The organism is Kitasatospora sp. NPDC003701 (assembly GCF_053587085.1).
On record NZ_JBSFNM010000012.1, the window covers coordinates 147538 to 164869 of the forward strand.

15 protein-coding genes and 2 pseudogenes are annotated in these 17332 nt (G+C 74.9%); 14 read left to right on the top strand and 3 right to left on the bottom strand.

Features of this window, described 5'->3' with window-relative positions:
- Positions 1 to 142: 142 nt before the first annotated feature.
- Positions 143 to 550, bottom strand: coding sequence for a winged helix-turn-helix transcriptional regulator (locus tag ACWDRR_RS14520; RefSeq protein WP_449772500.1), 408 nt, complete (start codon positions 548 to 550; stop codon positions 143 to 145).
- Between the two features lie 106 nt (positions 551 to 656).
- Between ACWDRR_RS14520 and ACWDRR_RS14525 the strand changes: the two genes are divergently transcribed.
- From ACWDRR_RS14525 to ACWDRR_RS14580, 12 genes and pseudogenes are all read left to right on the top strand, one after another.
- Positions 657 to 1292 (top strand): FMN-dependent NADH-azoreductase, encoded by a 636-nt coding sequence (locus tag ACWDRR_RS14525; protein ID WP_449772501.1) that lies wholly within the window; start codon positions 657 to 659, stop codon positions 1290 to 1292.
- Between the two features lie 143 nt (positions 1293 to 1435).
- A complete protein-coding gene (locus tag ACWDRR_RS14530; protein ID WP_449772502.1) occupies positions 1436 to 2392 on the top strand; it encodes an MBL fold metallo-hydrolase in 957 nt (318 codons plus the stop codon).
- 25 nt (positions 2393 to 2417) lie between these two features.
- Positions 2418 to 3005, top strand: a pseudogene (gene mobA / locus ACWDRR_RS14535) (molybdenum cofactor guanylyltransferase); the annotation flags it as partial.
- Between the two features lie 161 nt (positions 3006 to 3166).
- A pseudogene (locus tag ACWDRR_RS14540) lies at positions 3167 to 3424 on the top strand (DUF6457 domain-containing protein); the annotation flags it as partial.
- On the top strand, positions 3421 to 4629 hold the full coding sequence (locus tag ACWDRR_RS14545; protein ID WP_449772503.1) for a molybdopterin molybdotransferase MoeA: 1209 nt from the start codon (positions 3421 to 3423) through the stop codon (positions 4627 to 4629). The pseudogene ACWDRR_RS14540 and the gene ACWDRR_RS14545, both read left to right, overlap by 4 nt.
- A 23-nt stretch (positions 4630 to 4652) precedes the next feature.
- Positions 4653 to 5678 (top strand): potassium channel family protein, encoded by a 1026-nt coding sequence (locus tag ACWDRR_RS14550; RefSeq protein ID WP_449772542.1) that lies wholly within the window; start codon positions 4653 to 4655, stop codon positions 5676 to 5678.
- 25 nt (positions 5679 to 5703) lie between these two features.
- Positions 5704 to 6267: a YbaK/EbsC family protein gene (locus ACWDRR_RS14555; RefSeq protein WP_449772504.1), complete on the top strand. Its 564-nt coding sequence runs from the start codon at positions 5704 to 5706 to the stop codon at positions 6265 to 6267.
- 124 nt (positions 6268 to 6391) lie between these two features.
- Entirely contained in the window at positions 6392 to 7369 is a 978-nt protein-coding gene (locus ACWDRR_RS14560) for an NAD(P)H-quinone oxidoreductase (protein WP_449772505.1), read from the top strand.
- A 159-nt stretch (positions 7370 to 7528) separates the two neighbouring features.
- Positions 7529 to 8560 carry a hypothetical protein gene (locus tag ACWDRR_RS14565; RefSeq protein WP_449772506.1) on the top strand — a complete coding sequence of 344 codons (1032 nt, stop codon included), beginning with the start codon at positions 7529 to 7531 and terminating at the stop codon, positions 8558 to 8560.
- A gap of 221 nt (positions 8561 to 8781) precedes the next feature.
- A complete protein-coding gene (locus ACWDRR_RS14570) occupies positions 8782 to 9387 on the top strand; it encodes a bacterial proteasome activator family protein (protein ID WP_449772507.1) in 606 nt (201 codons plus the stop codon).
- A 324-nt stretch (positions 9388 to 9711) separates the two neighbouring features.
- Positions 9712 to 11097: a protein kinase domain-containing protein gene (locus ACWDRR_RS14575; RefSeq protein ID WP_449772508.1), complete on the top strand. Its 1386-nt coding sequence runs from the start codon at positions 9712 to 9714 to the stop codon at positions 11095 to 11097.
- Between the two features lie 180 nt (positions 11098 to 11277).
- A complete protein-coding gene (locus ACWDRR_RS14580; protein ID WP_449772543.1) occupies positions 11278 to 12993 on the top strand; it encodes a protein kinase domain-containing protein in 1716 nt (571 codons plus the stop codon).
- Between the two features lie 9 nt (positions 12994 to 13002).
- Here the strand turns inward: ACWDRR_RS14580 and ACWDRR_RS14585 are convergent, their stop codons facing one another.
- The gene (locus ACWDRR_RS14585) at positions 13003 to 14091 is read right to left on the bottom strand and encodes a phosphotransferase enzyme family protein (RefSeq protein WP_449772509.1); all 1089 of its coding nucleotides are present in this window, start codon (positions 14089 to 14091) and stop codon (positions 13003 to 13005) included.
- A gap of 67 nt (positions 14092 to 14158) precedes the next feature.
- Positions 14159 to 14818, bottom strand: a complete 660-nt coding sequence (locus ACWDRR_RS14590; protein WP_449772510.1) for a response regulator — start codon at positions 14816 to 14818, stop codon at positions 14159 to 14161.
- A 379-nt stretch (positions 14819 to 15197) separates the two neighbouring features.
- On the opposite strand from ACWDRR_RS14590, the gene pdhA reads away from it, so the two are divergent.
- Both pdhA and ACWDRR_RS14600 read left to right on the top strand, forming a co-directional pair.
- Positions 15198 to 16352, top strand: coding sequence for a pyruvate dehydrogenase (acetyl-transferring) E1 component subunit alpha (gene pdhA / locus ACWDRR_RS14595; RefSeq protein ID WP_449772511.1), 1155 nt, complete (start codon positions 15198 to 15200; stop codon positions 16350 to 16352).
- Positions 16352 to 17326, top strand: coding sequence for an alpha-ketoacid dehydrogenase subunit beta (locus ACWDRR_RS14600; protein WP_449772512.1), 975 nt, complete (start codon positions 16352 to 16354; stop codon positions 17324 to 17326). Before pdhA ends, ACWDRR_RS14600 begins: the two co-directional genes overlap by 1 nt.
- The last annotated feature ends 6 nt before the right edge of the window (positions 17327 to 17332 follow it).

Consider the following 17332-nt stretch of genomic DNA (forward strand, 5'->3'; position numbering starts at 1 on the left):
CAAGCACAAGAGCCGGCAGCCACACGAACCGGCAGCACAAGGACCTGACAGCGCCCGGGCCCGCCTGTACTCCACAGGCGGGCCCGGGCGCTTCGTGCTGTCCGGCGGCGGCCGGCGCGGCGGCCGGCGGGGCGGGAGCGGGTCAGCAGGAGCCGGGCGGCCTGAGCGCGCTGTCCGGCAGGTACTGGTCGGCCCAGACGGCGAGCTCGGTGAGGGCCGGGCGCAGGGCCGCGCCCGCCTCGGTGAGGCGGTAGCTGACGCGCAGCGGCGGGCCCTCGTCGACCTGGCGCAGGACGAGCCCGGCGTCGGCCAGCTCGGTGAGGCGGTCGGAGAGCATGCGCTCGCTGATGCCGGGGACGGCGCGGCGCAGCTCGGAGAAGTAGCCGGGGCCGTTGTTGGTGAGGACGGCCACGATCAGGCCGGTCCAGCGCTTGCCGAGCAGGGTGAAGACCCGGGTCAGCGCGATCTCGGTGCCGCTGCAGGCGGCCGTCGCCTCCCCGCACGCCAGGGAAGCGGCGGGCAGTTGCTCGGTCACTTCGTGCTGGGCCATGGCTACAGCGTACTCGTGCGTCCCCTAGTGACTGCAGAAAAGTAAGCTGCTACGGTACTTGCAGCTGCGGCGGAAAGAGCAGCTACTTACCTGATGGAGGTTCGCCATGCCCACTCTGCTGCACATCGACTCGTCCGCGTTCACCGACGGCTCGGTCTCCCGCGAGGTCTCGGCCGCCTACCGGGCCGCCTGGCAGGACCAGCACCCGGACGGCGTGGTGATCCACCGCGACCTCGCCGCCCGTCCGGTGCCGCACCTGGACGCCCACGGCATCACCGCCGCCTTCACCCCGGCCGAGGGGCGCGGCCCCGAGCAGGCGGCCGCCTTCGCGCTGCGCGAGGAGCTGATGGCGGAGCTGGAGCAGGCCGACGCGGTGGTGATCGGCACCCCGATGTACAACTTCACGATCCCGTCCGGCCTCAAGGCCTGGCTGGACCAGGTGATCCTGATGGGCCGCACGGCGGGGGACGCCCCCTCGGCGGCGGGCACGCCGGTGACGGTGGTCGCGGCGCGCGGCGGCTCCTACGCGCCCGGTGCCCCGCGCGAGCCGTACGAGTTCGTCACCACCTACCTGGAGAAGGTGCTGACCGGGATGCTCGGGCTGGAGGTCGACTTCATCGTCCCCGAGTTCACCCTGGCGGCGTCCGTGCCCGCGATGGCGGACTTCGTGCAGCAGGCCGCCGACTCCAAGGCCCGGGCACTGGAGGACGCGGCACGCCGCGCCAAGGCGGTGGCCGCCTGAGAGCGGCCCCCGGGGCAGCCCGACCGGCCCCCGGCGTGATCGGAAGGCGTGCCCCGTCGGGCGCGCCTTCCGCGCAATCGGCGGGCCGTACTCCCATGCTGTAGGGCGCAGGGAGTCCGACCGCCGACCGGAGGGAGCAGCCAGTGACGTCGTCCTCGCCCGAGGGGAGCGCCGGCGCGGAGCACGCGGACGGCGACTTCGCCGGGGCCGGCGGGGCCGAGGCGGCCGGTGTCCGGCCGCTGGAGATCGCCGTCTTCACCGGTCCCGAGTCGGCCTTCTTCGCCACCTCCACCCTGATCCTCGGCGAGCACACCGCGATCCTGGTCGACGCCCAGCTCACCCGCAGCGCCGGCCGCGAGCTGGCCGAGTGGGTGGCCGGCAAGAACCGCCGGCTGCTGGCCATCGTGATCACCCACCAGCACCCCGACCACTACTTCGGCGCCGAGGAGGTGCTGAGGCTCTTCCCGCAGGCGCAGCTGCTGGCCGCGCCGCCGGTGGTGGACGGCATCCTGCGCACCGCCGCCGCCAAGGTCGCCCAGTGGAAGCCGGTGTACGGCGACGACATCCCGGACCACCCGCTGGTGCCCGCGCCGCTGCTGCCCCAGCCGCTGATGGTCGACCGCCAGGTGATCCCGGTGCTGCTGTTCGGCCAGGGCGACTGCGAGGGCTCCACGGTGGTCCACGTGCCCAGCATCCGCACCGTGATCGCCGGTGACTTCGTCTACAACGGCACCCACGTCTGGACGGCCGACACCACCCCGGAACAGCGCACCGCGTGGGTGCGCAGCCTCGGCCGGATCGCCGAGCTCGGCGCGGACCGGGTGATCGCCGGCCACCGGGCGCCCGAGCAGGACGACGACGCGGCCCGGGTGCTCGCCTTCACCGGCGAGTACCTGCAGGACTTCGACCGGCTGCTGGCCGAGCACCCGGGCGACGCGGAGGGGCTGGTCGCCGCGGTGGGCGAGCGGTACGGGGAGCTGACCCTGCCGGCCATCCTGGAGCTGAGCGTCGCCGCCAACCTGGCCCGCCCCCGGTACCCCGAGGCGGACGAGGACGGGATCGTCGACGCGGAGCTCGTCGACGAGGACCCCGAGGACTGACCCGCCCCGGGCGGATACTGGCGGCATGACGCCGTACGACGTGATCGTGCCCGCCGGGGGCGCCGCCCGCCGGCTCGGTGGCGCGGACAAGCCCGGGCTGACCGTCGGCGGGACGGCGCTGCTGGACCGGGTGCTCGCCGCCGCCGCCGGCGCCCGCACCACCGTGGTGGTCGGCCCGGTCCGGCCCACCGCCCGGGCCGGGGTCCGCTGGACCCGCGAGCGGCCGCCCGGCGGCGGGCCGGTGGCGGCCGTCGCGGCGGGCCTGGCCGAGGTGACGGCCGAGGTGGTGCTGCTGCTCGCCGCCGACCTGCCGTTCCTGGACGAGCGGACCGTGCGCCGGCTGGTCGGGGCCCTCGCCGAGGCGGACCCGGAGCGCGGCCCCGCCGGTCCGGTCGACGCGGCCGTCCTGGTCGATGCCGCCGGGCGCGACCAGCCGCTCGCCGCCGCCTACCGCACCGCCGCCCTGCGCGCCGCGCTGTCCGCCGCCGGGGAGCCGGCCGGGTTGCCGCTGCGCCGGCTGACCGGCGGCCTGCGCACCCTGCGGCTGGCCGACACCGATGACGTCACCTACGACTGCGACACCTGGGAGGAGCTGGAGCGGGCCCGCGAACGGGACGGTGCGTAGGCCCGGCGCGGTGCGTCCGCCGGCGCGGCACCGCGGGGCGCGGCCGGCGCACGGGGCCGGTCACCCCGCCGTGCGGGAAACGACGCGCGCCGCTCACGGGGGAAACATCCCGGGGTAACCGCCGATCAGGCAGCATGGGGCCCATGGAGCGCACGCTGGATGACTGGATGGCCGAGGTCCGGGCCGAGCTGGGGATCGACCTGGACGTCGACGTCCGCGGACTGCTCGACCTCACCCGGGTGGTCGCGCACGGGGTGGCCCGCCCCGCCGCGCCGCTGACCGCCTTCCTGGTCGGCTACGCGGCCGCGCAGCGCGGCGGCGGTCCGGAGGCCGTCGCCGAGGCGTCCCGGCGGGCCGCCGAACTCGCCGAGCGCTGGACGGCGGCGGCCGGGTCGGAGCAGCCGTGAGCACCGTCGAGGAGGCCGCCGTGCCCGGCGGGCGCTCCGCCGCCGGGCCCCTGACGTGGCCGCAGGCCCGGGCGGCAGCCCGCCGGGCCGGGCTGCACCCGCTCCCGCCGCAGCGCCTGGACCTGGCCGACGCGCTCGGCCGCACCCTCGCCGAGCCGCTCACCGCCCTCACCGACCTGCCCGCCTTCGACACCTCGGCGATGGACGGCTGGGCCGTCGCCGGTCCGGGCCCCTGGCGGGTCGCCGGGCGGATACTGGCCGGGCAGCCGGACGTGCCGCCGCTGGCCGACGGCGCGGCCGCCGAGATCGCCACCGGCGCCCGCCTGCCGTCCGGTGCCACCGCGGTGCTCCGTCGCGAGCACGGCGAGCGGATCGGCGCCCTGCTGCACGACCGCACCCCGGGTTCGCTGACCACCGGCCAGGACGTCCGCCCGCGCGGCCAGGAGTGCCGTCGCGGTGAGGCGCTGCTGGCCGCCGGCACGCCGGTCGGCCCGGCCGTGCTCGGCCTCGCCGCGGCCTGCGGCCACGACCGGCTGGCGGTCCGCCGCCGTCCGGTCGTCGAACTCCTCGTCCTCGGCGACGAACTGCTCGGCTCCGGGATCCCGCAGTCCGGTCTCGTCCGGGACGCGCTCGGACCGCTGCTGCCGCCCTGGCTGCGGGCGGCCGGTGCCGAGGTGGGCGAACCGCGCGCCGTCCGGGACGACTTCGGCCTGCTCCGGGACGCCGTCCGGCACTCCACCGCCGACGTGGTGGTCACCACCGGCGGGACGGCCGCCGGTCCGGTCGACTTCCTGCACCGGGCGCTGGCCGAGGCCGGCGCCCGGCTGCTGGTGGACGGCGTCGCCGTCCGCCCCGGCCACCCCATGCTGCTCGCCGAACTCCCGGGCGGCCGGCACCTGGTGGGCCTGCCGGGCAACCCGCTGGCCGCGGTGGCCGGCGCCGTCACCCTCGCCCTGCCGCTGCTGCACGCCCGGGGCGGCCGGTCGGTGGGCGAGCCGGTGCTCGCGCCCGCCGCCGTCGACCTGGCCGGTCACCCCGCCGACACCCGGCTGCTGCCGGTGCGCCGCACCGTGCGGGGCGTCGTCCCGCTGGCCTTCGACGGCCCGGCGATGCTGCGCGGCCTGGCCCGCGCCGAGGCGCTCGCCGTGGTGCCGCCCGGCGGCGCGGCGGCCGGTGGCGCCGTCGAACTCCTGGAGGTCCCGTGAGCGCCCGCCGCCGCGAGTCGCCGCTGCGCCCGGTGACCCCCGGTACCGAGCCGTGGGCGGACGCCGGCATCGTGCTGCCCGCCCGGCGGTCCGCGCCCGCCGTCCGGCAGGTCGGCTCGCGGCTGCTGGTGGCGCTCGCCGTGCTGGTGGCCACCACCGTGATCGTCTGGCTGGACCGGGCCGGCTACAACGACAACGCCGGCGGCGGGGTGAGCTTCCTCGACGCGGCGTACTACGCCACCGTGACGCTCTCCACCACCGGGTACGGCGACATCACCCCGTTCAGCGACAGCGCCCGGCTCACCAACATCTTCGTGATCACCCCGCTGCGCGTGGTCTTCCTGATCATCCTGGTCGGCACCACGCTCGAAGTGCTGACCGAACGCACCCGCCAGCAGTGGCGGTTGAACCGCTGGAGGTCCACCGTGCGCGAGCACACCGTCGTGATCGGCTACGGCACCAAGGGGCGCAGCGCCGTCGACACCCTGCTCGGCCAGGGGCTGCGCAAGGAGGAGATCGTCGTCGTCGACCCGCAGCGCAAGGTGATCGACCAGGCCGCCCAGCACGGGTTGGTGGGGGTGGTCGGCGACGCCACCCGGACCGACACCCTGCTGCGCGCCGGACTGCCCGCGGCCGCGCGGGTGGTGGTGGCGCCGGAGCGGGACGACACCGCCGTCCTCATCACGCTGACCGCACGTCAGCTGACCAAGGCGGCCACCGTGGTCGCGGCCGTGCGGGAGGACGAGAACGCGCCGCTGCTGCGGCAGAGCGGTGCCGATGTCGTGGTGACCAGCTCCAGTTCGGCGGGCCGGCTGCTCGGCATGTCGATGCTCAGCCCGCACGCCGGCGCGGTCATGGAGGACCTGCTCACCTACGGCAACGGCCTGGACGTGATCGAGCGCCCGGTCACCCGGGCCGAGGCCGGGCACGGCCCGCGCGACTGCGAGGACCTCGTGGTCGCGGTGGTCCGGGGCCGCCGGGTGATCAACTACACCGAGCCGGAGGCCCAGGTGCTCCAGCTCACCGACCGGGTGATCGTCATCAAGTGACCGGCCGGTGGCTACAGTCCGTGTCATGACTGAGCAACCGCAGCCCCCCTTCGGCACGTTCGAGACGGTCGCCCCGGCCCTGGACGTCCTCGACCTCCTCGCCGGGCCGGTGGCCGACGCCCTCGCGACGTGGGAGGACCGGGAGGCCGCCCGGTCCGTGCTCTACGTGGACACCGACCCGGAGAAGGCGGACACCGCGGTGTTCTGCGAGACCTACGGGGTGCCGCTGGAGGCCTCGGCGAACTGCGTGGTGGTGGCCGCCAAGCGCGGCGGGGAGACCACGCAGGCCGCCTGCCTGGCGCTCGCCCACACCCGGGTGGACGTCAACAAGGCCGTCCGCAAGCGCCTGGAGGCGCGCAAGGCCTCGTTCGCGCCGATGGACGCGGCGGTCGCGCAGACGGGGATGGAGTACGGCGGCATCACCCCGGTCGGCCTGCCCGCCGGCTGGCCGCTGCTGATCGACGCGGCGGTGGCCGGGGCGCCGTACGTCCTGGTGGGCAGCGGGCGGCGGCGGGGCAAGCTGATCCTGCCGGGCCGGGCGCTGGCGGCCCTGCCGGGCGCCGAGGTGCTGGCCGGGCTGGCGGGCTGAACCGGTCGGCGGGCCGAACGGGGCGGTCGGGCCGGACCGGCCGCCGCCGCCCGGCCGGACCGGCGCTCCCACCGGCCGCGCGGGGCGCCCCCGCGGCCCCGCCGGGACGCAGTAGCTTCGGGTCATGCATGCGATGACGATTCCTGAACCCGGTGGGCCCGAGGCACTCGTCTGGGCCGAGGTGCCGGATCCGGTGCCCGCGGACGGCGAGGTCCTGGTCGAGGTGGCGGCGACCGCCGTCAACCGGGCCGACCTGCTCCAGCGGCAGGGCTTCTACAACCCGCCGCCCGGCAGCTCGCCCTACCCCGGTCTGGAGTGCTCGGGCCGGATCGTCGCCCTCGGTCCCGGGGTGGCCGGTTGGGCGGTCGGCGACGAGGTGTGCGCGCTGCTGGCCGGTGGCGGGTACGCGCAGCGGGTCGCGGTGCCGGCCGGGCAGCTGCTGCCGGTGCCGAAGGGTCTCGACCTGGAGCAGGCCGCCGCGCTGCCGGAGGTCGCCGCGACGGTGTGGTCCAACGTCTTCCTGGTCGCGCACCTGCGGCCGGGCGAGACGGTGCTGCTGCACGGCGGGGCCAGCGGCATCGGGACGATGGCGATCCAGCTGGCCAAGGCGGTCGGGGCCCGGGTGGCGGTGACCGCGGGCAGCGCCGAGAAGCTGGCCCGGTGCGCCGAGCTCGGTGCCGACATCCTGATCGACTACCGCGAGCATGACTTCGTCGAGGTGCTCGCGGAGGCCACCGGCGGCGCCGGGGCGGACGTGATCCTGGACCTCATGGGCGCCGCCTACCTGCAGCGGAACGTGGACGCGCTGGCGGTCAACGGCCGGCTGGTGATCATCGGGCTGCAGGGCGGGGTGCAGGGCGAGATCAACCTCAACACGCTGCTGCGCAAGCGCGGCGCGGTGATCGCGACCAACCTGCGCGGGCGGCCGCTGGCGGAGAAGGCCGCGATCGTGGCGGCGGTGCGCGAGCACGTCTGGCCGCTGGTCGAGTCGGGCCTGGTCCGGCCGGTGATCGACCGGGTGCTGCCGCTGGCCGAGGCGGCCGCCGGGCACCGGGTGCTGGAGAAGGGCGAGCAGGTCGGCAAGGTGGTGCTGCGGGCCTGAGGCCCGACCGGGCCCTCGGGGCGGTGACCGCCGTCCGGTGGGGCGGGTGGTGCACAGCCATTCGAAATGCCCGGAATGTCCGATTGTGTGACGCTGGTCCGGAGCTGTCCCACTGCCGACCCCGCCTGTGCGCGGTCGGCCGTCGGAAGGACCTCGACCGTGGCCGCACCTTCGAACGCGTTCCTCGGACCGCTGCCCACCGCGCCGTCCCACGGCCGTACCCGGAGCCGGGCCGGTACCGGCGGTCGCCGCGGCCGTCGCGGCGACCGCCGACTGCGGCGGCTGCTGACGGTGGCGGTGCTCGGCCTCGCCCTCCCGCTGGTCGTCGTGCCGTCGGCCCCGGCCGCCGCGCCGGAGCGGCCGGCCGGCCTCCCGGGGGCCGGCCGGGAGCCCGTCCGGGAGGCCGTCGCCGGGCCGGAGACCTCCGCCGCACCCGCCGCACCCGCTGCGCCGTCCGACCCGTCCGCGCCGGCAGACCCGTCCGCGCCGTCGACGTCGTCCATGCCGTCCGAGCCGTCCGAGCCCGGTCCGCCGGTTGCGGACGGGCCGCTGCCCGGCGGCCCCGGGCGGTCCGGTTCGCCGTCCGCCGGGGCCGGCCCGGCATCCTCCGGGGCCTCGCCCGAGCCCTCCGCCGCACCCTCGCCGGCGCCGGTCACCGCGCCGGCCACCGCCCCGCTCGCGCAGCCGGCCCCGAGCGCGCCGCCCGCGCCGACCGGCACGCCGCCGCCGCCGAGCGCGCAGCCGGCCGCCCCGTCGGCCGTGCCCCCGGTGGCCGCCGCGCCGCCGCAGCACCAGAACGGGCGCCCCCGCCCCGGGCCGGCGGCCGGCGGGCCCTGGGCCGACCGGGACGCGGCCGGGCGCCGGCACCGGCCGGCCTCCGCGCCCGAGCGGGCCCCCGAGTACCGGCCGGCGCAGGCGCCGGACCAGGCGGTCGGGGCCGAGCAGGCCGCCCCGGAGGCGGACCCGGGTTCGCCGGACGCCACCGCGCCGGCCGAGGACGCCGTGCCGGACAGCGCCACGGTGGCGGCCGGGGCGACCGCCCAGCAGGCCGCCGGTGCCGTCCCGGCCGTCACGACCGTGCTGCCCGCCCGCTGGCACGACGCCTCCACGCTCCAGCTCCCGCTGGGCGCGGGCCTCGGCCTGATCGGCTGCGGACTGGGCCTGATCGGACTGCGGCTGCGCAAGGGCTGAGCCGGCCGGCCGGCCCGCGGCCCCGCGCGAACTGAGTATCCGTACGGATGCCGGGCCCCCGCGCGGGGGCGTAGCGTCGTGCCCGGAAGTGCCGCGACGGTGGCGGTCGGTGGCGGTCGGTGGCAGCGGCGGTGGCAGCGGGGCGGGTTCGGCCACGGCGGCGGCGGTGGTGCGGTCGGGGGTTTCCGCCCGACCAACCCCAGTGAGGGAGAATGTTGTTCATGACGAATCCGATGAACGAGCGCTCGCCGCAGGAGCTGTACCAGGCCATGGGCGGGCAGTCGCAGGACGGCCAGAAGGTGCTGATCGTCGGACCGGACGGGCTGCCCGTGGGCCAGGGGTTCGCCGGCTCGGCGCAGGACGACGGTGAAGGGCCGCGCGAGCTCCCGGTGACCGAGATGGTGGAGCAGCCGGCCAAGGTCATGCGGATCGGCAGCATGATCAAGCAGCTGCTGGAGGAGGTCAGGGCGGCTCCTCTCGACGAGGCCAGCCGGGTCCGCCTGAAGGACATCCACGCCAGCTCCATCAAGGAGTTGGAGCTCGGGCTGGCCCCCGAGCTGGTCGCGGAGCTGGAGCGGCTCTCGCTCCCCTTCACCGAGGACACCATCCCGACCGAGGCCGAGCTGCGGATCGCGCAGGCGCAGCTGGTGGGCTGGCTGGAGGGGCTGTTCCACGGCATCCAGACCGCGCTGTTCGCCCAGCAGATGGCGGCGCGGGCGCAGCTGGAGCAGATGCGCCGGGCGCTGCCGCCCGGCCTGCACGGCGCCGAGCAGGAGGGCGACGAGCCCGGCGAGGGCCGCGGCATCCGCTCCGGGCCGTACCTGTAGGCCCGCCGCCGGACCGGCCGGGTCGCCCCGGTCGGCGCCGCGGGGCCCCCTGGTGGCCGCCCGGTATCGGACGTACCGCCACGATCCGGCGCCGCACGCACGACCGACCCACTACCACCCGGTAGTGGGTCGCGGCTCGGACACAGTGTCGGCCCTGCGCCGATCACTGTCGCCGCGAGCCGATACCCTGAGCCCCTGTCGCAGGCCTGGCGAGCGCTGCGACAGGGGTCGGGCGGGCCGGGAGAACCGGGCCCGACCACGCACGGACGAGACCGAACGTCACGGTTGCGGCGGCACGACCGCGCCGAGGGGGAGCAGAGGACCATGAGCGAGCACGGCAACGCGGCGGTCGAGGGCCAATCCCTGGGCAACGGCAGGTACGTGCTGCAGCGGGTGCTGGGCGAGGGCGGCATGGCCTCCGTGCACCTCGCCTACGACAACGTGCTCCACCGGCCGGTCGCGCTGAAGAGCATGCACGCCGAGCTCGGGCGCGACGAGTCCTTCAAGGAGCGGTTCCGCCGCGAGGCGCAGGCCGTGGCCCGGCTGGAACACGCCAACATCGTCACGGTCTACGACAGCGGCGAGGACGTCGCCGCCGACGGCTCCACCACCCCGTACATCGTGATGCAGCTGGTCGACGGCAAGGGCCTGCGCGACGCGATCAACGAGGCGGTCGCGCAGTACGGCGCGATGCCCACCGAGGAGGCGCTGCGGGTCACCGTCGGCGTGCTGAACGCGCTGGAGGCCTCGCACGACCAGGGCCTGGTCCACCGCGACATCAAGCCCGGCAACGTCATGTTCGACCGCAAGGGCAACGTCAAGGTCATGGACTTCGGCATCGCCCGCGCGCTGGAGTCCGGGGTCACCTCGATGACCCAGACCGGCATGGTGGTCGGCACTCCGCAGTACCTCTCGCCCGAGCAGGCGCTCGGCAAGCCGGTGGACGCCCGCTCGGACCTCTACTCGGTCGGCGTGATGCTCTTCGAGATGCTCACCGGCCAGCTGGTCTTCGACGGCGACTCGGCGTTCTCGATCGCCTACAAGCACGTCCAGGAGGAGCCCCCGGCGCCGTCCACCGTCAACCGGTCGGTCGGCCCGGCGGTGGACGCCTTCGTCGCCCAGGCGCTGCGCAAGGACCCGGCGCACCGCTTCCCGAGCGCGGCGGCGATGCGCGACGAGGCGGAGCGGCTGATCGCGGCGGAGAAGGGCGGCGGCAACGGCAACCAGCTGGCCGCCAGCTCGCCGCTGGTGATCACCGACGGCCCGCGCTCGGTGCACGCCGCACCGCCCGTCCCGCAGGCTCCGCAGACCCCGCAGCCGTTCCAGCAGCAGTACCGGACGCCGCCGCCGGCCTTCCAGACCCCGCCGCCGCAGCACCCGCAGACGCCGCAGCCCTTCCCGCAGCAGTACCAGACCCCGCCGCCGGCCTTCCAGGCCCCGCAGCACTTCCCGCCGCAGGCGCACACCCCGCCGCCCCAGCCGATGCCGATGCCGGCGCAGTTCCAGCCGGCCCCCGCGTCCAACAGCGGCGGCTGCTCCACGGCCCTGGTGATCGTCGGCATCATCATCGGCGTGATCGTCCTCGCGATCATCATCATCGCCATCGTGGTGACCAAGGCGGAGAAGGACACCAAGAGCTCCCGGTCCGCCGAGCGGCCCGCGACCGTCCTGCACCTGGACGAGCTGCCCGACCGGAATGGCCTGCTCTGACGCGGTGCGCCCGGATCGGGCGTGCTACGGGGGAAGTCCGGAGGCGGTAGCGTTCGGGGACACGAAGCGACAGGGCACCGCGATCCGAGCGAAGGCCCGGGGCGAGGAGCGATGGCACAGACGCAGCAGCCGGACGACGAGGGCGCCCGCGCGGCCGGTTCGGCCGGCGGGGCCCGCAGGATGCCCGAGCCCGGCAGCGACAGCGCCGCCACCTCAGCGCTCCCGCCGTTCGGCGGCGGCCCGCAGACCCCCGGCCGGGGTACCGCGGCCCCGCTCGGCACGGTCGGCGACGGCCGCTACCGGCTGACCCACCGGCTCGGCCGGGGCGGCATGGCCGAGGTCTTCGCCGCCCAGGACGTCCGGCTCGGCCGGACCGTCGCCGTCAAGCTGCTGCGCCCCGAACTCGCCCAGGACGACATCGCCCGGCTGCGCTTCACCCGGGAGGCACACGCCGTCGCGGCGCTGAACCACCACTCGATCGTCGCGGTCTACGACACCGGCGAGGAGTACGTCGGCGACGAGTCGACGCCCTACATCGTGATGGAGCTGGTCGAGGGCCGGACCGTCCGCGAGCTGCTGGTGGACGAGGAGGCGCCGCCGGTCGACCAGGCGCTGATCATCATCGCCGGGGTGCTGGAGGCGCTCGCCTACAGCCACCGGCACGGCATCGTGCACCGGGACATCAAGCCCGCCAACGTCATCATCACGACCACCGGCGCGGTCAAGGTGATGGACTTCGGCATCGCCCGCGCGCTGACCGGCACCGCCAGCACCATGACCCAGACCGGCATGGTCATGGGCACCCCGCAGTACCTCTCGCCCGAGCAGGCGCTCGGCAAGCCGGTCGACCACCGCTCCGACCTGTACGCGGCCGGCTGCATGCTCTACGAGCTGCTCACGCTGCGCCCGCCGTTCACCGGCGACACCCCGCTCTCGGTGGTCTACCAGCACGTGCAGGACATGCCGGTGCCGCCCTCGCAGGCCAACCAGCGGGTGCCGGCCGCGCTCGACCCGCTGGTGCTGCGCTCGCTCGCCAAGAACCCGGACGACCGCTTCCAGGACGCCGACGAGTTCCGCGCCCACCTCCAGCACGCGCTGCGCGAGATGCACGGCGCGGCCGGCGGTGCCTGGGCGGCGGGTGCCGCGGCGGCCGGGCTGGCGGCCGCGGGACAGGGCCACAGCGGGGCCACCCCGATGATCGGGGCGGACGAGACGGCGGTGCTCGGCGCCGGCATCGGTGGCCCGGGCGACCCGACGGCGATGCTGCCGTACCAGGTGCCCGGCGGTCCGCACACCCCGTCCGCGCCCTACCCGGGGGCCGGCGGACCGTACGGCGGCGGCCAGGACGGCTCGGGCGGCGGCGACGACGGGGGCGACCACGGCGGCCGGCGGCGCGGGCCCTGGGGCTGGGTGGCCGGCGTCGCGGCGGTGCTCGTCGCGTCCGGGGTCGGCATCGCGCTCGCGCTCAGCGGCAGTGACGGCGGCGGGGGCCACACCCCCACCCCGACGCCCCCGCCGGCCGTCTCGTCGGTCACCTCGCCCGAGGCCAACACGCCCACCACCGGTGGGAGCACCCCGACGTCGCCGCCGGTCACCCAGAACAGCCGCAAGCCGCAGCAGCCGACCGACACCAATAACAACAACAACAATCAGAGCCAGGCGCCCAACCCGTCGTCGAGCAAGCACAACACGCCGGGCACGACGCCGACGCCCACCGGTACCAAGTCGGCGTCGGCCACCCCGTCGTCCACCGGTACGTCGACCGGCGGAGCCAGCCCGACGTCGACGGGCGGGGCGACCGGCACGCCGACCGGCGGTGCGACGGCGACCCAGCCGCCGCCGGTCACGAAGCCGCCGACGCAGCCGCCGACCACCCCGGCCGGCGCCGGCGGCTGACCGCCGGGGTCAGTTGGCGAAGGCGTCCAGGACCTGTTCGTACTCCTGGCACCACCAGGCCAGCTGGCCCGCCGAGGCGGGGTAGAGCGGGTCGGCCCGGTGGTCGGCCCGCTGGTAGCGCCACTGCAGCATCCAGAAGTCGTTGAGCCGCTCCCACCAGACCCGGTGGGCGGCCGCGGCCAGGTGCTCCGCGGTGGCGGCCCCGGTGGCCCGGTAGGCCTGCGAGTAGTGCCGGACCCGGACGAGGTCGAGCACGCCCGAGGTCCGGTCGTTGAAGACCAGGGTGGCGGCGCGGACGGCCTCCTCGGCGCGCGGCTGCGGACCGAGCTTGTCCCAGTCCAGGACGGCCGCGATCCGGCCGCCCCCGTGCAGCAGGTTGAGCCCGTGGAAGTCGCCGTGCGTCCAGCCGGTGGGCGGGGCCGCCTGCGGGGCCGGCCGCCGGTGGGCGTACTCGGCGAGCAGTTCGAGCCGTTCGGTCAGGCGCCGTTCGACCAGCGCGTCCAACTCGCCGTACGGGCGCTGATCGCGGGCGTTCAGCCGCAGGTCGCGGGCGAGCGCGGCGCTGTCCAGCGGGTCGGCGCTGCGGTAGCCGGCGGGTTGTGCGAGCGGGGCGCAGACGTCGTCGAGCGCGCCGTGCAGTCGGCCGAGCAGCGCGCCGAGCGCGCCGCACTGCGGCAGGGAGAGGTCGCTGCCGTGCCGGTGTCGGCCATCCACCCAGGGGAAGAGCGCGAACAGCCGGCCGCCGAACGCCGCCACCGTGCCGGACCGTTCGGCACAGGCCAGCGGGGGAGCGACGGGCAGTCCGAGGGCGTCCAGCGCGGCCATCGCGCGGTGGTGCTCGGCGATCGACCCGCGGTGCGCGGTGGCGGCGTCGACGTAGCACTTCAGGAAGTACGTCCCGGCCTCGGTGGTGACCCGGTAGCCCCGGTTCAACAGGCCCTCGGCGACCGGTTCGGCGGTGAGCAGCCGCCCCACCCGGTAGCGGCGCAGGACCTCGGCCAGGGCGAGGTGGGGGACGGGCGGGCTGAGGGTCCCTATCGGTGGTGCGGTGAGGTCGGGGCGGGCCGGGGCACAGGCGAGGGTCTGGCTGAAAGTCACAGCCTGAGGTTAGGGCCCCCTGGCGGGGGCCCTTGACAAACCGTCAGATCTGTGATGCACCCGGCTCTCAGTGCTGCTGGTCCGCCTGGTGCCGGGCCACGAAGGCGGCGGCCTGGGTGCGTCGCTCCATCCCCATCTTGGCGAGCAGACTGGAGACGTAGTTCTTGACCGTTTTCTCGGCCAGGTGCAGCTCGTTGCCGATCTGACGGTTGGTCATCCCCTCGCCGATCAGATCGAGGATGCGCCGCTCCTGCTTGGTGAGCTGGGACAGTCGTTCGTCCTCCTTCTCGCCGCCGTCGCGCAGCCGGGCCAGCACCCGGCTGGTGGCCACCGGGTCGAGCAGCGACTTGCCGGCCGCGACGTCCCGGACGGCGGTGATCAGATCGGTGCCGCGGATCGCCTTCAGGACGTAGCCGGAGGCGCCCGCCATGATCGAGTCGAACAGCGCCTCGTCGTCCGAGAACGAGGTCAGCATCAGACACTTGATCTCCGGCAGCCGGGAGCGGATCTCCCGGCAGACCTCGACGCCGTTCCCGTCCGGCAGCCGGACGTCGAGCACCGCGACGTCGGGGTGGACGGCCGGGATCCGGGTGACGGCCTCGGCGGCGGTGCCGGCCTCGCCGACCACCTCGATGTCGTCCTCGACCGAGAGGAGATCGTGAACGCCGCGCCTGACCACCTCGTGATCGTCAAGCAGGAATACCCTGATTTGTCCCTTATCAGTCACGCGCAAAGCCTCCCATATCACCGTAGGAAAGACCTATTGCCCGCACCGCCCGAGCAGCGCTATCCGGCCAGAGCGTCGGAAAGCGATACCGGTAACCCCCTTACGAACGGGGCTCCGCCCGGATAACGTGCGCAGGTGTCCTGAAGGCGACCGAATTGAGAGCTGCGCCACACCCGCAGTTGTAGGCCCTGAACAAGTAGGACGTCCTAGCGCAAGCGCGCCAAGGGCTGCCGCTGGGTAACGTTCTCGTGAGGGACGCCGTCGGAACAGGATCACCACCTGCCTTGCAGCCGGTGCGCACACCCACGCGCGCCCCGCGAGGCGGTGACCGGACCGGTCACCGGCGACCCCGGGCGGCCGGACAGACCGAGGAGTGAACGTGACCGTCAAAAGCACGGCGAGGGCCCGCAAGAAGGCGGCCCCCGGCGTCCCTGACACCCTCCGCGCCACGGGTACGGACGCCCAGCCGGAGCTCGTACAGCTGCTCACCCCGGAAGGCGAGCGGGTCGAGCACCCGGACTACCCGCTCACCACCACCCCGGAGGAGCTGCGCGCCCTCTACCGCGACCTGGTGCTGGTGCGCCGGTTCGACGCCGAGGCCACCGCGCTGCAGCGCCAGGGCGAGCTGGGCCTGTGGGCCTCGCTGCTCGGCCAGGAGGCCGCCCAGGTCGGCTCCGGGCGGGCCATGCGCACCGGCGACTACGCCTTCCCCACCTACCGCGAGCACGGCGTGGCCTGGTGCCGCGACGTCGACCCGCTGAACCTGCTCGGCATGTTCCGCGGGGTGAACCACGGTGGCTGGGACCCGAACGAGAAGAACTTCCACCTGTACACCATCGTGATCGGCGCGCAGACCCTGCACGCCACCGGCTACGCGATGGGCATCACCAAGGACGGCGCGGACGACGCGGTGATCGCCTACTTCGGCGACGGCGCCTCCAGCCAGGGCGACGTCAACGAGGCCTTCACCTTCGCCTCGGTCTACAACGCCCCGGTGGTCTTCTTCTGCCAGAACAACCAGTGGGCGATCTCCGAGCCCACCACCACCCAGACCAAGATCCCGCTGTACCGCCGCGCCTCCGGCTTCGGCTTCCCGGGCGTCCGGGTCGACGGCAACGACGTGCTGGCCTGCCTGGCCGTGACGCGCTGGGCGCTCGACCACGCCCGCAGCGGCAACGGCCCGGTGCTGATCGAGGCGTTCACCTACCGGATGGGCGCGCACACCACCTCCGACGACCCGACGCGCTACCGGCCGTCCGAGGAGACCGAGGCCTGGAAGGCCAAGGACCCGATCACCCGGCTCAAGGCGCTCCTGGAGAAGGAGGGCCTGGCCGACGAGGAGTTCTTCGCCTCGATCGAGACCGAGAGCGAGCAGCTGGGGCTGCGGGTGCGCGAGGGCGTGCGCACCATGCCGGACCCGGACCCGACCCTGATCTTCGACCACGTCTACGCCGAGCCGCACACGCTGGTCGATGAGGAACGGGCCGAGTACGTCGAGTACGCGGCCTCCTTCGAGGCGGGGGAGAACCTCTGATGGCCGGTCAGCTCAGCATCGCGAAGGCGCTCAACGAGGCGCTGCGCAAGTCGCTGGAGAACGACCCGAAGACGCTCCTCATGGGCGAGGACATCGGCAAGCTCGGCGGCGTCTTCCGGATCACCGACGGCCTGCAGAAGGACTTCGGCGACAGCCGGGTGATCGACTCCCCGCTCGCCGAGTCCGGCATCGTCGGCACCGCGATCGGCCTCGCGCTGCGCGGCTACCGCCCGGTGGTGGAGATCCAGTTCGACGGGTTCGTCTACCCGGCCTTCGACCAGATCGTCTCCCAGCTGGCCAAGATGCACGCCCGCGCGCTCGGGCACGTCAAGATGCCGGTCACCATCCGCATCCCGTACGCGGGCGGCATCGGCGCGGTCGAGCACCACAGCGAGTCGCACGAGGCGTACTTCGCGCACACCGCCGGCCTGCGGGTGGTCTCGCCGTCCAGCGCGCACGACGCGCACTGGATGCTGCGCCAGGCCATCGAGTCGGACGACCCGGTGATCTTCCTGGAGCCCAAGCGGCGCTACTGGGACAAGGGCGAGGTCGGCGACGCCGCCGACCTGGGCCTGTACGACGCCCGGATCGTCCGCCCCGGCACGGACGCGACGCTGATCGCCTACGGGCCGATGGTCAAGGTCTGCCTGGAGGCCGCCGCGGCCGCCGAGGAGGACGGCCGCCGGCTGGAGGTCGTCGACCTGCGCTCGCTCTCCCCGGTGGACTTCGCCACCCTGGAGGAGTCGGTCAAGCGGACCGGCCGCGGCATCGTGGTGCACGAGGCGCCGGTCTTCCTGGGCATGGGCGCCGAGCTGGCCGCCCGGCTGACCGAGCGGTGCTTCTACCACCTGGAGGCGCCGATCCTGCGGGTCGGCGGCTACCACGCGCCGTACCCGCCGTCCCGGGTCGAGGAAGCCTTCCTGCCGGACCTGGACCGCGTGCTCGACGCCGTCGACCGCGCGCTCGCGTACTGAACCGGG

Excerpts from the sequence above, each read along its gene's own strand:
- ACWDRR_RS14555 (WP_449772504.1), top strand. The coding sequence starts at position 5,704 with ATGACTGAGCAACCGCAGCCCCCCTTCGGCACGTTCGAGACGGTCGCC.
- ACWDRR_RS14520 (WP_449772500.1), bottom strand. The coding sequence starts at position 550 with ATGGCCCAGCACGAAGTGACCGAGCAACTGCCCGCCGCTTCCCTGGCG.
- ACWDRR_RS14575 (WP_449772508.1), top strand. The coding sequence starts at position 9,712 with ATGAGCGAGCACGGCAACGCGGCGGTCGAGGGCCAATCCCTGGGCAAC.
- ACWDRR_RS14600 (WP_449772512.1), top strand. The coding sequence starts at position 16,352 with ATGGCCGGTCAGCTCAGCATCGCGAAGGCGCTCAACGAGGCGCTGCGC.
- ACWDRR_RS14570 (WP_449772507.1), top strand. The coding sequence starts at position 8,782 with ATGACGAATCCGATGAACGAGCGCTCGCCGCAGGAGCTGTACCAGGCC.
- ACWDRR_RS14560 (WP_449772505.1), top strand. The coding sequence starts at position 6,392 with ATGCATGCGATGACGATTCCTGAACCCGGTGGGCCCGAGGCACTCGTC.
- ACWDRR_RS14580 (WP_449772543.1), top strand. The coding sequence starts at position 11,278 with ATGCCCGAGCCCGGCAGCGACAGCGCCGCCACCTCAGCGCTCCCGCCG.
- ACWDRR_RS14525 (WP_449772501.1), top strand. The coding sequence starts at position 657 with ATGCCCACTCTGCTGCACATCGACTCGTCCGCGTTCACCGACGGCTCG.